Source organism: Streptomyces sp. I05A-00742, assembly GCF_013055795.1.
In the GTDB taxonomy this organism is placed as follows: domain Bacteria; phylum Actinomycetota; class Actinomycetes; order Streptomycetales; family Streptomycetaceae; genus Streptomyces.
Genome location: NZ_JABETO010000013.1, coordinates 75,390 through 91,303, shown reverse-complemented (window position 1 = coordinate 91,303; position 15,914 = coordinate 75,390). Strand labels below are relative to the sequence as shown.

General features: G+C 75.7%; 5 protein-coding genes. All 5 read right to left on the bottom strand.

Translation table 11 applies throughout. From position 1 onward, the window contains the following. Positions 1 to 6: 6 nt before the first annotated feature. The 5 genes from asnB to HN013_RS15120 all read right to left on the bottom strand — a co-directional run bounded on the left by asnB (position 7) and on the right by HN013_RS15120 (position 15,881). Positions 7 to 1,848: an asparagine synthase (glutamine-hydrolyzing) gene (gene asnB, locus HN013_RS15140; protein ID WP_171166658.1), complete on the bottom strand. Its 1,842-nt coding sequence runs from the start codon at positions 1,846 to 1,848 to the stop codon at positions 7 to 9. A 123-nt stretch (positions 1,849 to 1,971) separates the two neighbouring features. After that, on the bottom strand, positions 1,972 to 2,475 hold the full coding sequence (locus HN013_RS15135) for an SRPBCC family protein (protein ID WP_171166657.1): 504 nt from the start codon (positions 2,473 to 2,475) through the stop codon (positions 1,972 to 1,974). Between the two features lie 16 nt (positions 2,476 to 2,491). Then, positions 2,492 to 3,178, bottom strand: a complete 687-nt coding sequence (locus tag HN013_RS15130; RefSeq protein WP_171166656.1) for a class I SAM-dependent methyltransferase — start codon at positions 3,176 to 3,178, stop codon at positions 2,492 to 2,494. A gap of 56 nt (positions 3,179 to 3,234) precedes the next feature. After that, on the bottom strand, positions 3,235 to 10,284 hold the full coding sequence (locus tag HN013_RS15125) for a type I polyketide synthase (protein WP_171166655.1): 7,050 nt from the start codon (positions 10,282 to 10,284) through the stop codon (positions 3,235 to 3,237). Between the two features lie 44 nt (positions 10,285 to 10,328). Next, complete coding sequence (locus tag HN013_RS15120) at positions 10,329 to 15,881, bottom strand: SDR family NAD(P)-dependent oxidoreductase (protein ID WP_398979793.1); 5,553 nt, start codon at positions 15,879 to 15,881, stop codon at positions 10,329 to 10,331. Between the last annotated feature and the right edge of the window lie 33 nt (positions 15,882 to 15,914).

Below are 15,914 nucleotides of genomic sequence, written 5' to 3'. Positions count from 1 at the left end.
TCGGATTCAGGGCAGCTTGACGATCGGGCGGCGGACGTCGAACCAGACGGCCAGGTCGAGCACGCGCTCGAAGGCGTCGCGCGCGTCGCGGCGGACGGCCTCGGGCGCGCCGTGGGCGGCGTCGCGGAGGGCGGCGCGGTCGAAGAACGCGACGGCCTGGTGGTCCTCGGCCAGCAGGTCGGAGACCTGCCGCTGGAGCGCGGAGACGTAGCGGAGCTCCTGCGTCCGGGGGTACAGGGCCTTGACGCGCTCGGCGACGGAGCGCGGCAGGACGTCCCGGGTGGCGCTGCGCAGCAGGCTCTTCTCGCGGCCGTCGTGGGTCTTCATGGCCCAGGGGGTGTTGTAGACGTACTCGACGATCCGGTGGTCGCAGAAGGGGACGCGGACCTCCAGACCGACGGCCATGCTCATCCGGTCCTTGCGGTCCAGCAGCATGGGCAGCAGGCTCGTGAGGTGGACGTGGCAGAACTCACGCATGCGGCGTTCCCGCGCGTCCTCCCCCGGCACCTCGGGTATGGCGGCCACGGAGTCGGCGTACCGCTGGGCCCAGTAGCCGGGCACGTCCAGGGTGCGGAGCAGCAGGTCGGGGTCGATGAGCTTGGTGGGGTGGCCGGACGGGTCCAGCGACGAGGCGGTGACCCAGGGGAACATGGCGCGTTCCTGGACGGCGGGGATGTGGAACCAGGGGTAGCCGCCGAAGACCTCGTCGGCCGACTCCCCCGACAGGGCGACGGTGGAGTGCTCGCGGATCGCCTTGAACAGCAGGTAGAGCGAGTTGTCGGCCTCGCCGAAGCCGAACGGCAGGTCGCGGGCGGTGACAACGGCCCTGCGGACCGCGGGGTCGGCGAGCTGCTGGTGGTCGAGGCGGATGTCCTGGTGGAGGGTGCCGACGTGCCGGACGACGTCCCGGGCGAAGGGGGCGTCCTGGGTGTCGTGCAGATCGTCGGGGGCGAACTCCTCGCTCTGCGTGAAGTCGACGGTGAACGTGCGGGTCCGCCCGCCCTGTTCGGCCAGGTGCCGGCCGGCCAGGGCGGTCAGCGCGCTGGAGTCCAGGCCGCCGGAGAGCAGGACGCACTGGGGGACGTCGGCGACGAGCTGCCGGGCGACGGTGTCGTCGAGCAGCTCGCGGATCCGGCGCACGGTGGTCTCCGTGTCGTCCGGGTGCTCCCTGGCCTCCAGGGTCCAGTAGACGTGTTCCCGCAGCCCGCCGCGGTCGACGGTGACGACGGTGCCGGGCCGTACCTCGCGCATGCCCGACCAGACGGCCCGCCCGGGGGCCTTGACGAAGCCGAACAGCTCGCGGAGGCCGTCGGCGTCGACCACCGGCTCGACCAGGGGGTGGGCGAGGAGGGCCTTGGCCTCGGAGCCGAAGACCACACCGTCCTTGGTGGGGTGGTAGTGGAGGGGCTTGATGCCGAGCCGGTCGCGGATGAGGACGAGCCGTTCGGTCCTGCTGTCCCAGATGCCCAGGGCGTACATGCCGTTGAGCCGGTCGGCGACGCCCGGGCCCCACTCCAGGTAGCCGCGGAGGACGACCTCGGTGTCGCTGGCCGTGCGGAACACGTGCCCGAGGCGCCGGAGTTCGTCGCGGAGCTCGGTGAAGTTGTACGCCTCACCGCTGTAGGTGAGGGCCACCGGCCCGTCGTCGGTCTGCGCGACCATGGGCTGGACGCCGCCCTCGATGTCGATGACGGCCAGCCTGCGGTGGCCCAGTGCGGCGTGCCGCGACAGCCAGGTGCCCTCGGCGTCGGGGCCGCGGCAGGCCATCGTGTCGTTCATGGCCCGCAGTACGGGCCCTTCGCCCTCCAGGTTGCGCTGGAAGGAGATCCAGCCTGCGATACCGCACATGGTTGCCCACGCCCTCTTTTCCGGTCGTTCCCGCTCGTGTCGTTCGGTCGTTCGGTCGTTCGTGTCGCGGCGCCGCCCGGTGTCGGCCCCGCCGCCGTCATCCCTGCCCCGGTGCCCCGCGGTTCAGCGCCGGGTGGTCATGTAGGTGCGCAGCCCGTCGATGTGCGACCGGCCCGTCGGCGCGAAGAAGAACCGGTCGAGGGCGTACCGCACGGGGCCGAGGCTCCAGGGGGCGCGGAGTTCGGCGGCCCAGCGCCAGCGGAGCCGGGATCCGTTCGGGGCCGGTTCGACCTCGTAGTCCTCGACCAGCCGCCGGAAGATCGGGCGGGACGCCTCGACCCCGGTGAAGGTCTTGCGGTGTCCGTCGTCCCAGCGGTAGAAGCGCTCCTTGAGGACGAAGTTGCCGCTCATGTTGATCTCGCGGGTGGTGCCGACGCCGAAGGGCCGTTCGGACGTCCAGCGCAGCTTCTCCATGCCCCGGGTCCAGCTCGACGCCTCGTCGCCGGTCAGTACGGCCCAGGTCTCCTCGGGCGGGAAGGGCAGGTCGACGGTGCGCGTGTGGCGCATGGGCGCCGAGGTGAGGAACGCGTCGCCCGCTTCCTCGATGGGGTACCAGCGGTGTGCCATGGCCGGGTTCCTCCGCTCAGCGGGCCGCGCGGGCGCGGAAGAGGCCGACGCAGCCGCGCACGACCAGTTCGTGGTCGGTGAAGTGCTCGGTGAGCTGGTCGCGCAGGTCGTCGAGGCTGTCCTCGGCGTTGTGGAACACGCCCTTGGCGTTGAGCCTGTCCATCAGCGAGCGGCCGGCGCGGGTGACGGGGACGCCCTGGGAGAGGACCGTGCTGCCGAAGACATAGCCGCCGGGCCGCACGGCCTGTGCCGCGTGCCGGAAGGCGATGCCCTTCTCGCGCAGGCTGCCGGGGATGCAGTGCAGCAGGAAGCTCAGGGCGACCGAGTCGAAGGAGGCCTCCGGCACCGGCAGCGGTTCGAGGGCGTTCCCCCGGACCTGGGTGGTGCGGTAGCGCTTCAGACGGCGGGCCGTGTAGGCGAGGGTGCTGGGGTTGAGGTCGACGAGGGTGATGTCCGGGTCGGGGCCCGGGAAGGGGCAGTGGTCCAGCAGGTAGCCGGTGCCGACGCCGACCTCCAGGTGCTTTTCACCGGCGCAGGTCTCGTACATCCGGTGGAAGTTGCGCGGCGAGCAGCGCCAGAACAGGGGCGCGCTGCCGCGGAAGACGACCAGGTCGTAGAAGGCGAGCGCACGCCGGTGGTAGGAGGCCTGGCCGTCGATGACGGCTTGGTCCACGGGTTCCGGCCGGACCTGATCGATGCTCATGGGTGTGGTGTCCTTCGCTGTGGTTGGTGGACGGTACGGGTTCGGGTGGTGCGGTCTCAGGCCGGGCCGAGCAGGCCGAGGACGGCCCGCAGGGTGGTGGCGGCCCGGTCGCCGGCCAGGGTGAAGTGGTCTCCGGGCACCTCGGCGGTGTCCCGGGCGGGTGGCCACACGGCCTGCCAGCCGTCGGCGGGGAAGGCCGGCAGCGGTTCGGCCGCCCGGAGGTGGAGGACGGGTGTGGTCAGCGGTTCCGGCCGCCAGCCGGTGAACAGCCGGTCGTAGCCGCCCATCGCGGTCAGGCAGGTGTCGTCCCAGCGGTCGTCGCCGGGGCCGAGGGAGCCTCCGCCGGTGCGCAGTTGCCGTCCGATCTCCTCCTGGATCGCGGTCAGTGCCGCGCTGCCCGGCAGGTAACTGTCGAGCAGGACGACCGCGCGCGGCGGGGTGCCCTGTGCTTCCAGCCGGGCGGCGACGGCGTGGGCGATCCAGCCGCCCGCGGAGTGGCCGAGGAGGGTGAACGCGCCGTCGGGGGCGCAGCGTTCGACGTCGTCCGCGTGGTGGCGGGTGAGCGCTTCGAGGCTCTCCGGAAGGTCCTCGTCGCGGACGAAGCCGGGTGCGGGCAGCGCCCACAGCTCGGCCCCGCCGCGGGCCGCCGCGGCGAGCCGGGCGTACTGGTGGGCGGCGGAGCGGCCGGCGAACGACGGGAAGCAGAGCAGGCGGGTGTCCGCCGGGCCGCGGGAGAGCCGGACGGGCTCCGGGCGGGCGGTGCTCCGCTCCCCCGAGCCGAAGGTCCGACGGAACCGGGAGGCGGTCCTCAGCAGGCCCTGGAAGGCGGCGAACTCACCCAGTTCCCCGGCCCGGAGGGCGAGTGCGGCGAGAGTGCCGTCGCCGGTCCCGGTGCCGGGCTCGCCGGCCGGCTCCTCCTCCAGGGCGGCCAGCAGGTGGGCGGAGAGCGCCTTGAGGGTGGGGTGGTCGAAGACCAGCGAGGAGGAGAGGGTCAGTCCGGTGGCCGTCTGGAGGGCGGCGCGGAGTTCGGCGGCGGCGAGCGAGTCGAAGCCGAGCTCGGGGAGGCCGACGCTCGCCTCGACCGCCTCGGTGGTCGGGTGGCCGAGGACGGCGGCGATGTGCGTGGCGGCCAACTCCGTTATCAGTTCCTCCCGTTCGCCTCCGGGGAGGGACAACAGACGCTCCCGGAGGGACGACGCCGGGGCCGGTTCGGCGGGGACGTTCACGGCCGGGGTGTCCGGGCCCGGGGTGGAGGTGGAGACGGTGTCGGGCCAGTAGCGCTGCCGCTGGAAGGCGTACGTGGGCAGTTCGACGCGCCGCGCGCCGTGCTCCGCGTGGAACCGCGACCGGCCGGGGCCGTCCGCGCCGCGCGCCTGGGCCCGGGCGAGGGCCGTGATCACGCCGGTAGCCTCGTCGTGGCCGTGCCGGAGCAGGGGCACGGCCGCGGCGGCGGTGTCCCCTCCGGCCAGGCCGTCCCGGACCAGCGCCGACAGGACGCCGCCGGGGCCCAGTTCGAGGAAGGTCGTCACGCCGTCCGCCGCCAGCTGCCGGACGCCGTCGTGGAACCGCACCGGGCGGCGGATGTGGCGCACCCAGTAGTCCGGGGAGCACACCTCGTCCGGCGAGGCCGTCGCGCCGGTCACGTTGGACACCAGGGGGACGCGCGGCGCGTGGTAGGTGAGCCCGGCCGCGACGGCGGCGAACCCGTCCAGCACCTCGTCCATGAGCGGCGAGTGGAACGCCCGCGTCACCCTGAGCCGCTTGACGCGCGCGCCGCGGGCGGCGAAGGCCTCGGTCACCCGGTCCACGTCGGCGCCCGGGCCCGAAACGACGGTGGCCGACGGGCCGTTGAGCCCGGCGATGCCGGTCGTGCCGTCGACGGAGAGCTCGGCGAGGACGGCGGTCACCTCGTCCTCTCCGGCCTCGACCGCCGCCATGGCGCCGTCGGGCGACGACGCCCGCATCAGCCGGCCGCGGGCGGCGACCAGGGCGCAGGCGTCCTCCAGGGACAGCACGCCGGCCACGCAGGCGGCCGTCAGTTCGCCGACGGAGTGCCCGCCGAGCCGGTCGGGGACGACGCCCCAGCCCTCCAGCAGCCGGGCGAGCGCGACGCCGGTGGCGAACAGCGCGGGCTGGGTGTACGACGTGTCGTCCAGGAGCGCGGCCTCGGGCGTGCCCTCCTCGGCGAACATCACGTCCCGCAACGGGCGTTCCAGGTGCGGGTCCAGGTGGTCGCACACCTCGTCCAGCGCGCGGGCGAAGGCGGGGAACGCCGCGTACAGGGCGCGGCCCGCGCCCGGCCGCTGGCTGCCCTGGCCGGGGAAGAGGAACGCGGTTCTGCCCCCGGCGGCGACCTCGCGGACGACGTGCGGCGCCGGGGTGCCGGCGGCCAGCGCGGCGAGTCCGGTGAGCAGCCCTTCGCGGTCGGCGGCGAGCACGGCGGCCCGGTGTTCGAGCGCGCTGCGGGTGGTGGCGAGCGCGTACCCGACGTCCAGCGGGTCCAGCTCCGGGCGGGCGGCGACGAACGCGTGCAGGCGCTCGGCCTGGGCGCGCAGCGCCTGGTCGGTGCGGGCGGAGACCGGGCAGGGGACGAGTGCGGGGGCGTGCCCGTCCCGTGCGGGCTCCTCGGGCGCGGTCTCCGGCGGTGCCTGTTCGAGGATGACGTGCGCGTTGGTGCCGCTGATGCCGAACGAGGAGACGCCCGCCCGGCGGGGGCGGCCGGCGTCGGGCCACGGCCGGGCGTCGGTGAGCAGGGAGACCGCGCCGGACGACCAGTCCACGTGCGGGGTGGGCTCGTCGGCGTGCAACGTCCTGGGCAGGACGCCGTGTTCCATCGCCTTCACCATCTTGATGACGCCCGCGAGGCCGGCCGCGGCGGCCGTGTGGCCGATGTTGGACTTCACCGAGCCCAGCCACAGCGGCCGGTCCGCGGGCCGGTCCCCGCCGTACGCGGCGAGCAGCGCCTGGGCCTCGATGGGGTCGCCGAGGGGGGTGCCGGTGCCGTGGGCGTCCACGGCGTCCACGTCGGCCGGGGCCAGCCGGGCGTTGGCGAGCGCCTGGGCGATGACGCGCCGCTGGGACGGGCCGTTGGGGGCGGCGAGGCCGTTGCTGGCGCCGTCCTGGTTGGTGGCCGTGCCCCGGACGAGGGCGAGCACGGGGTGGCCGTTGCGCCGCGCGTCGGACAGCCGCTCGACGAGGAGCAGTCCCGCCCCCTCGCCCCAGGCGGTGCCGTCGGCGTCCGCCGAGAACGCCTTGCAGCGCCCGTCGGGCGCCAGTCCGCGCTGCCGGGAGAACCCGACGAACGCCTGTGGGGTGGACAGCACCGTCACCCCGCCCGCGAGGGCGAGCGTCGACTCGCCCGAGCGCAGCGACTGGCAGGCCAGGTGCAGGGCCACCAGCGAGGAGGAGCAGGCCGTGTCGACCGTGACGGCCGGGCCCTCCAGGCCGAAGGTGTAGGCCAGCCGTCCGGAGATCACGCTGGCGGCGTTGCCGGTGAGGACGTACCCCTCCAGCCCCTCGGCGGTGCCCGCCACGAGCGACGTGTAGTCCTGCCCGCTGGAGCCGGCGAACACGCCCGTGCGGCTGCCCCGCAGCGACTTCGGGTCGATGCCCGCGCGCTCGAACGCCTCCCACGCGGTCTCCAGCAGCAGCCGCTGCTGGGGGTCCATCGCCAGCGCCTCGCGGGGGCTGATGCCGAACAGCCCCGCGTCGAACCGGTCGGCGCCCTCGATGAAGCCGCCCTCGCGGGTGTAGGTGGTGCCCGGGTGGGCCGGGTCCGGGTGGTACAGGGCGTCGACGTCCCAGCCGCGGTCGTCGGGGAACGGGGTGATCGCGTCGCCCCCGGCGTCCACCAGCCGCCACAGGTCCTCCGGGGAGGCGATCCCCGCCGGGAAGCGGCACGCCATCGCGACGACGGCGATCGGCTCGTCGTCCGCCCCCGCCGCCACGGCCAGGGGGGCCCTCTCGCCGCCGCCCAGGAGCTCCGCGAGGAGGTGGCGGCCCAGCGCCTCGGCGCTCGGGTGGTCGAAGACCACCGTCGCCGGGAGCGGCAGGCCGGTGGCCGCGCGCAGCCGGTTGCGCAGTTCCACCGCGGTGAGCGACACGAACCCCAGCTCGTTGAACGGCCGTTGGGGCTCGACCGTCACGTCCTGCCCGAGCACGGCCACGGCGTGCGCGGCCACCATGTCCACCAGCACCCGCACTTGTTCCGCCTCGGGCAGCGCGTCGAGCCTGCGGCGCAGCGCGGACGCGGCGGTGTCCGGCTCGTCCGCCGCCTCCTCCTCGCCCTGCCGCCCCGCCGGCAGCGGGGCAGGGTGGGTGGCGGTGTCCGGCCGGGTCTCCACCCAGTAACGGCGGTGCCGGAAGGCGTAGGTGGGCAGGTCGACGAGGCGGCGGGAGGCGGGCGGGAAGGCGGGCGTCCAGTCCACGGCGAGGCCGCGGGTGTGGGCCTCGGCCATGGAGGTGAGGAAGCGGCGCCAGTCGCCCTCGTCGCGGCGCAGCGAACCGACGGCCACGGCCGGGGTGTCCGCCTCCTGGGCGGCCTCCTCGATGCCGACGGTGAGGACGGGGTGCGGGCTGCACTCGACGAACGCGCCGCGGCCCCGGTCGAGGAGGTCGCGGACGACGGGCTCGAAGCGGACGGTCTCGCGGAGGTTGCGGTACCAGTAGTCGGCGTCCAGGCCGGCGGTGTCCGTCACCTCGCCGGTGAGCGTGGAGTGGAAGGGGACGGTTCCGGTGCGGGGGGCGAGGTCGGCGAGGTCGGCGAGGATCCGGTCGCGGACGCGTTCGACCTGGGCGGAGTGGGAGGCGTAGTCGACGGGTATCCGCCGGGCGCGGATCTCGCGGGCCTCGCAGCGGGCCAACAGCTCTTCCAGGGCGGCCGGTTCGCCGGAGACGACCGTGGACAGCGGTCCGTTCACGGCGGCGACGGACACCCGGTCGCCGAGCCCGTCGAGCAGGTCCGCTACGGCGTCGGCGCCGAGGGTCACGGCCACCATGCCGCCGGCGCCGGAGAGGATCTCGCCGATGGCCCGGGAGCGGAGGGCTGCCACCCGGGCGCCGTCCTCCAGGGTCAGCCCGCCGGCGACGCAGGCGGCGGCGATCTCCCCCTGGGAGTGACCCACCACGCCCACGGGTTCCACGCCCACCGACCGCCACAGCGCCGCCAGGGACACCATCACGGCCCACAGCACCGGCTGGACGACGTCGACGCGCTCCAGCCCCGGGGCGCCGGGCGCGCCGCGCAGGACGTCCGTCAGCGACCAGTCCACGAAGGGGTTCAGCGCCCGCTCGCACGCCTCGACGCTCTCCCGGAAGGGCTCGCTGGTGTCCAGCAGCCCAACGGCCATGCCCGCCCACTGCGAGCCCTGCCCGGGGAAGACGAAGACGGCACCGTCGTGCGCGGCCCCGGCCTCGCCCGTCACCACACCCGGCGCGGCACCGCCGGACTCCAACTCGCGGACTCCGTCGATGAGTTCGTCGGCCCGGCCGATGACCACGGCCCGGTGGGCGAAGGTCGACCGGCCGGAGGCCAGCGACCAGCCGACGGCGGCCGCGTCGGTCTCCGGCCCGGCGGTGAGGTGTGCGGCGAGCCGCCCGGCCTGGGCGCGCAGGGCGCCCGCGTGCTTGGCCGACAGCAGCCACGGGAGGACCCCGGCGTCGCCGGCGGGGGCGACGGGGGCGGCGTCCGGCGCCTGCTCCAGGATCACGTGGGCGTTGGTGCCGCTGACGCCGAAGGAGGACACGCCGGCGCGCCGGGGCTGTCCGGTCTCGGGCCAGTCCCGGTGCTCGGTCAGCAGTTCCACCGCGCCGGCCGTCCAGTCGACGTGCGGTGTCGGCTCGTCGACGTGCAGGGTGCGCGGGAGGACGCCGTGGCGCAGCGCCATGACCGTCTTGATGACCCCGGCGACACCCGCCGCGGCCTGGGTGTGGCCGATGTTGGACTTGAGCGAGCCGAGCCACAGCGGCCGGTCCGCGGGCCGGTCCTGGCCGTAGGTGGCGAGCAGGGCCTGGGCCTCGATGGGGTCGCCCAGGGAGGTGCCGGTGCCGTGCGCCTCGACGGCGTCCACGTCCCGGGCGGAGAGCCGGGCGTCGGCGAGCGCCTGCCAGATCACCCGTTGCTGGGACGGGCCGTTGGGCGCGGTCAGCCCGTTGGAGGCGCCGTCCTGGTTGACGGCGGAGCCGCGGACCACGGCGAGGACCGGACGGCCGTTCCGCCGGGCGTCGGAGAGCCGTTCGAGGACGAGCATGCCGACGCCCTCGCCCCAGCCGGTGCCGTCGGCGGAGGCGGCGAAGGCCTTGCACCGGCCGTCGGGGGCCATTCCGCGCTGCCGGCTGAACTCGACGAACATGCCCGGCGAGGCCATGACCGCCGCGCCGCCGGCCAGTGCCGTGGTGCATTCTCCGCGCCGCAGGGCCTGGCAGGCGAGGTGCAGGGTCACCAGCGACGACGAGCAGGCGGTGTCGACGGTGACGGCCGGGCCCTCCAGGCCGAGGACGTACGACAGCCGGCCGGAGAGCACGCTGGCGGCGCTGCCGGACAGCAGGTAGCCCTCGAAGTTCTCGGTGGCCCGCTGGAGGAGGGCGCCGTACTCCTGGTGGCCGGTGCCGACGAAGACGCCGGTGCGGCTGCCGCGCAGCACCTCCGGGTCGATCCCGGCGCGTTCCAGCGCCTCCCAGGAGGTCTCCAGGAGCAGTCGCTGCTGCGGGTCCATGGCGAGGGCCTCGCGGGGGCCGATGCCGAAGAACGCGGCGTCGAACCGGTCGGCGTCGTCCAGGAATCCGCCCTCGCGGGCGTAGCAGGTGCCCGGGTGGTCGGGGTCGGGGTGGTAGAGCGCGTCGAGGTCCCAGCCGCGGTCGTCGGGGAACGGCGCGACGGCGTCGCGGCCCTCGGCCACCAGCCGCCACAGGTCCTCCGGGCCCGCGACGCCGCCGGGGAAGCGGCAGGCCATACCGACGACGGCGATGGGTTCGCCGGCGACGGCCTCCATCTCCTCCAGCCGCCGCCGGGTCTCCCCCAGGTCGGCGGTGACGCGCTTGAGGTAGTAGCGCAGCTTGTCCTCGGTGCGCGGCTGCGCGCCGCCGGCAGGCTTTTCCTCGGTCCCCATGGACGCAACACCCTTCACAGATTTCCGGCACGGTTCCCGAGCGGTCAGGAAATTCCGAGTTCCTTCTCGATGTAGTCGAAGACCTCGTCGTCGTCGGCGGCGGCGAGGTCGGCGCCGAACGCCGGTTCCCCGTCGGCGGTCCTGTCGTCGTCCCACCGGGCGGCGACGGCCCGCAGCCGGGTGGCGACCCTGTTCCGGTCGGGGTCGTCCGGGGCGAGCGCGGCGAGGGCGGTCTCCAGCCGGTCGAGGTCGTCGAGGACGGTCCTGGCGGCGGGGACGCCCTCCGCCGGCAGCCCTTCGCGGAGGTGCCGGGCCAGGGCCGTGGCCGTCGGGTAGTCGAAGACGAGGGTCGCGGACAGCCGGGCGCCGGTGGCGGCGGTGAGCCGGTTGCGGAGTTCGACGGCGGTCAGCGAGTCGAAGCCCAGCTCCTCGAACGGCTGGTCGGCGGCGATGGCTGCGGCACCGGCGTGGCCGAGGACCTGGGCGGCCTGGGTGCGTACGAGGTCGAGCAGGACGCGGTCCTGCCCTGCCGCGTCCAGCCCGGCGAGGCGCTGCAGCAGCTCCCCGTCGGCGCCCGGTCCGGTGTCCCCGGACGGGCGGACGGACGGGGGGACCAAGCCGTGGAACAAGGGCGGCAGTTGGGCGGCCGCGGCGCGCAGGGCGGCGGTGTCGAGCCGGACGGGCAGCAGCGTCCGCCGGTCCCCGGCGAGGGCGGCATCGAGGAGGGCCAGGCCCTCGTCGGCCGGGAGCGGCAGCACGCCGGAGCGGCGCATCCGCCGCCGGCCGGCCTCGTCCAGCGCGTCGGCCATGCCGCCGGTGCCCTCCCACGGGCCCCAGGCCAGGGAGAGGGCGGGCAGGCCCCGGGCGCCGCGGTGTTCGGCGAGGGCGTCGAGGTAGGCGTTGGCGGCCGCGTAGGTGCCCTGTCCGGCGCCGCCGAGGGTGGCGGTGGCGGAGGAGAAGAGCACGAAGGCGGCGAGCGGCAGGTCCCGGGTGAGGTCGTGGAGGTGCCGGGCGCCGTCGGCCTTGGGGGCGAGGACGGTGTCGGCGCGCTCCGGGGTGAGGGCGGGGACGACGGCGTCGTCCACCACGCCGGCCGCGTGCACGACGGCGGTCAGGGGGTGGGCGGCGGGTATGCCGTCGAGCGCCGCGGCGAGGTCCGTGCGGTCGGAGACGTCGCAGGAGCGGAGGGTCACGCGGGCGCCCAGACCCTCCAGTTCGGCCACGAGGCCGGTCGCGCCGTCGGCGTCGGGCCCGCGGCGGCCGAGCAGCAGCAGGTGGCGGACGCCGTGCCGGGCCACCAAGTGCCGGGCGACGAGGGCGCCCAGCGCGCCGGTGCCGCCGGTGACGAGGACGGTGCCCTCGGGGTCGAGGACGGCCGGTTCCGCGGCGGCCGACAGGCGGGCCGGGACCAGCCGGGGAACCCGTACGGTCCCGGCCCGCCGGGCGAGTTGGGGCTCGCCCGAGAGCACTGCGCGGAGCAGTGCGGGGCTCACCTCGTCGTCCGCCGTGAGGTCGGCGAGGACGAAGCGGCCCGGGTTCTCGGCCTGGGCGGCGCGGACGAGGCCCCAGACGGCGGCCTGTTCGGGGTGGGGGACGCCGTCGTCCGGCCCGGTGGCGACCGCGCCGCGGGTGACCACGGCGAGAACGGAGGAGGCGAACCGCTCGTCGGCGAGCCACTGTTGGAGGAGTGCCAGGGTCGCGTGGACGGTCTCCCGTACCTCTCCGCCGGGCGCGGGGGCGGCCGCCAGGACCACGTCGGGGACGGAGGTGACGGCGTCGAGCGCGGGGTGTGCGTCGAGCGTGTCCCCGGCGGGCAGGGCGTCGGCCGTGCCCTTCAGTCCGTCGCCGACGACGGCCCAGGTGCGGGCCCGGGTGCCGGGCTCGGCGTCGGGCGCGGCGGTCCACCGCACCTCGTGCAGGGCGTCGTCGCGGCGGGCGGCGCGCAGTTGGGCGAGGGAGACCGGGCGGGCCTGGAGGGAGCCGGCCGTGAGGACGGGGGTGCCGCCCGCGTCGGCGACCGTCAGCCGTATGGCGTCCGGCCCGGCGGGGGCGAGGTGGACGCGGAGGGCCGTGGCGCCGGTGGTGTGGAGGGCGACGTGGTTCCAGCAGAAGGGGAGGCGGACGGTGTCGCCGGTGTTGCCGACGAGTCCGGCGTGCAGGGCCGCGTCGAGCAGGGCGGGGTGCACCCCGTACCCCTCGGCGCCGTCCCGGCCCTCCTCCGGCAGGGTGACCTCCGCGAACACCTCGTCGCCGGACCGCCACAGCGCGCGGAGGCCGCGGAAGGAGGGCCCGTAGGAGAAGCCGTCGGCGACGACCGCCGGGTAGAAGTCGGTGAGGTCGACGGGGACGGCGTCCGCCGGGAGCCAGTCGCCGCCCAGGTCGCGGGCGGGCTCGGGCTCGCCGGGGGCGACGGTGCCGTGGGCGTGCCGGGTCCACGGCTGCCCGGTGCCGTCGTCGGGCCGCGAGTGCAGGCCGACGGTGCGCCGGCCGTCGCCGTCGGGGGCGCNGGTGCCGTCGTCGGGCCGCGAGTGCAGGCCGACGGTGCGCCGGCCGTCGCCGTCGGCGCCCCCGACGGCGACGGTCAGCTGGACGGCGACCGGGCGGGTGCCGGTGAGGATCAGCGGGGCTTCCTGGTTGAGCTCCTCGACCGTGCCGCAGCCGACGCGGCGGGCGGCGTCGAGGACGAGGTCGAGGTAGGCGGTGCCGGGGACGATGACCGTGCCGAGCACCACGTGATCGGCGATCCAGGGGTGGGAGCGGGTGGAGACGCGGCCGGTGAGCACAAGCCGGTCGTCGTCGGCCGGCCGGACGGCCGCGCCGAGCAGCGGGTGGCCCGACGCGTCGAGGCCGAGGGCGGCGGGACCGCCCGTGCCGTCCGTGCCTTCCGCGGGCCGGAGCCAGTGGCGTTCGCCCTGGAAGGCGTAGGTGGGCAGGTCCAGGTGGGGCGCGGGGCCCTCCGGCAGGACGGCGGCGAGGCCGCCGCGGGCGCCGCGGACCCAGGCGTGGGCGACGGCGGTGCGGACGGTCTCGGGCTCGGGCCGGTCGGGGCGCAGCAGGGGGACGGCCACCAGGTCCGTGCCGTCCTCTGCCGCGCTCTCCTGGGCCAGGGCGGACAGCACACCGGCGGGCCCGAGTTCGAGGCAGGTGCGCACGCCCTGCGCGACGAGGCGGCGGACGCCGGCGTGGAAGCGGACGGTCTCGCGGACGTGCCGGACCCAGTGGTCGGCGGTGCGGACCTCGGCGCCGGTGACGGTCCCGCCGGTGAGGTCGGAGACGAGCGGCAGAACGGGCTCGTGGAAAGTGACGCGGTCCAGGACGGCCCGGAACGCGTCGAGCATGCCGTCCATGTGCGGGGAGTGGAAGGCGTGGCTGACGTGGAGCCGTTTGGTGCGCCGGCCGTCGGCGGTGAACCGGGCGGCGATGTCCCGCACGGTCTCCTCGTCGCCGGAGACGACGACGGCGCGCGGGCCGTTGACGGCGGCGACGGACGCGAGGTGGGCGCGGCCCTCCAGGAGCGGCAGCACCTCGTCCTCGTCGGCCTGGACGGCGGTCATGGACCCGCCGGTCGGCAGGTCGGCCATCAGGCGGCCGCGGGCGGCGACGACGGTGGCCGCGTCCTGGAGCGAGAGCACCCCGGCGGCGTGGGCGGCGGTCAACTGGCCGATGGAGTGGCCGAGGACGGCGTCCGGACGCCGCCCCCACGATTCGAGGAGCCGGAAGAGGGCGGTCTCCAGGGCGAACAGGGTGGTCTGGGCGTGCAGGGTGCCGTCGAGGAGCGCGGGGTCGCCGGTGCCGAGGACGAGGGCCCGGGTCTGCGCCCCGAGGCCGTCGCCCAGGGCTTCGCAGACGTCGTCCAGGGCGCGGGCGAAGTCGGGCTGGGTGGCGTGGAGTTCGGCGCCGGCGCCGATGCGCTGGGCGCCCTGTCCGGTGAACAGGAAGGCGGTCTTGGCGGCGCGGAGGACGGTGCCCCGGACGAGGTGGGGCCCGGAGGTCCCGGAGCGCAGGGCGTCGAGGCCGCCGAGCAGGTCCTCGCGGGTGGTGCCGGTGACGACCGCGCGGTGCTCCAGGGCGGCGCGGCGGCCGGCGAGGGACCGGGCGAGGTCACCGGGCCGCCACTCGGGGTGGGCGCGGACGGCGTCCGCCAGCCTGGCGGCCTGGGCGCGCAGCGCCTCGGGGCCGCGGGCCGACACCGCCCACAGCAACGGGCCTTCTTCCGCGGGCTGTTCGGCCGGTACGGACAGGCCTTCGCCCTGCTCCAGGACGACGTGGGCGTTGGTGCCGCTGATGCCGAACGAGGACACCGCGGCCCGCCGCGGCCGTCCGGTCTCCGGCCAGGCCACGGGCTCGGTGAGCAGGGACACCGCGCCGGAGGACCAGTCGACGTGCGGGGTGGGCTCGTCGATGTGCAGGGTGCGGGGCAGGGTGCCGTGGCCCATCGCGAGGACCGTCTTGATGACCCCGGCCACGCCGGCGGCGAGCTGGGTGTGGCCGATGTTGGACTTCACCGAGCCCAGCCACAGCGGCCGTTCGGCCGGCCGGTCCTGGCCGTAGGTGGCGAGCAGGGCCTGGGCCTCGATGGGGTCGCCGAGAGCGGTGCCGGTGCCGTGCGCCTCCACGGCGTCGACCTCGCCGGGGGTGAGCCCGGCGTCGGCCAGCGCCTCGCGGATGACGCGCTGCTGGGACGGGCCGCTGGGCGCGGTCAGCCCGTTGGAGGCGCCGTCCTGGTTGACGGCGGAGCCGCGGACCACGGCGAGGACGGGGTGCCCGTTGCGCCGGGCGTCCGACAGCCGTTCGACGAGCAGGACGCCGCCGCCCTCGCCCCAGGCGGTGCCGTCGGCCCCGGCGGCGAACGCCTTGCACCGGCCGTCGGGCGCCAGCCCGCGCTGCCGGCTGAACTCGACGAACATACGCGGCTCGGCCATCACGGCCATCCCGCCGGCCAGCGCCATGGTGCACTCGCCGCGGCGCAGCGACTGGCAGGCGAGGTGCAGGGCGACCAGTGAGGAGGAGCAGGCGGTGTCGACGGTGACGGCCGGGCCCTCCAGGCCGAGGACGTAGGCGAGCCGCCCGGAGGCGACGCTGACGGTCGTGCCGGTCAGCAGGTACCCCTCGGCGCCGTCCGAGCCCTGCCGGGCGCCGGTGGCGTAGCCGAGGGGCGCGGTGCCGACGAAGACGCCGGTGCGGCTGCCGCGCACGGACTCCGGGTCGATGCCCGCCCGTTCGAAGGCCTCCCAGGCGGTCTCCAGCAGCAGCCGCTGCTGCGGGTCCATGGCGACGGCCTCGCGCGGGCTGATCCCGAAGAAGGCGGCGTCGAACCGGTCCGCGTCGCGGACGAACGCCCCCTGCCGCACATAGCTCTTGCCCACCCGGTCGGGGTCGGGGTCGTACAGCTCCGCGGTGTCCCAGCCCCGGTCGTCGGGGAACGGTCCGACGGCGTCGGTGCCGCTGTCGACGAGCCGCCAGAAGTCCTCGGGGGACCGTACGTCCCCCGGGAAGCGGCAGGCCATGCCGACGATCGCGACGGGTTCCCGCGCGGCGTCGGTGAGCCGCTGGTTCTCCTGCCGGAGCCGTGTCGTCTCCTTGACGGACGCCCGCAGCGCTTCAAGGACCTTTTCGTATGCAGCCATGCT

Bases quoted from the DNA above. Each gene is read 5' to 3' on its own strand.
- asnB (WP_171166658.1), bottom strand. From the start codon at position 1,848: ATGTGCGGTATCGCAGGCTGGATCTCCTTCCAGCGCAACCTGGAGGGC.
- HN013_RS15135 (WP_171166657.1), bottom strand. From the start codon at position 2,475: ATGGCACACCGCTGGTACCCCATCGAGGAAGCGGGCGACGCGTTCCTC.
- HN013_RS15130 (WP_171166656.1), bottom strand. From the start codon at position 3,178: ATGAGCATCGATCAGGTCCGGCCGGAACCCGTGGACCAAGCCGTCATC.
- HN013_RS15125 (WP_171166655.1), bottom strand. From the start codon at position 10,284: ATGGGGACCGAGGAAAAGCCTGCCGGCGGCGCGCAGCCGCGCACCGAG.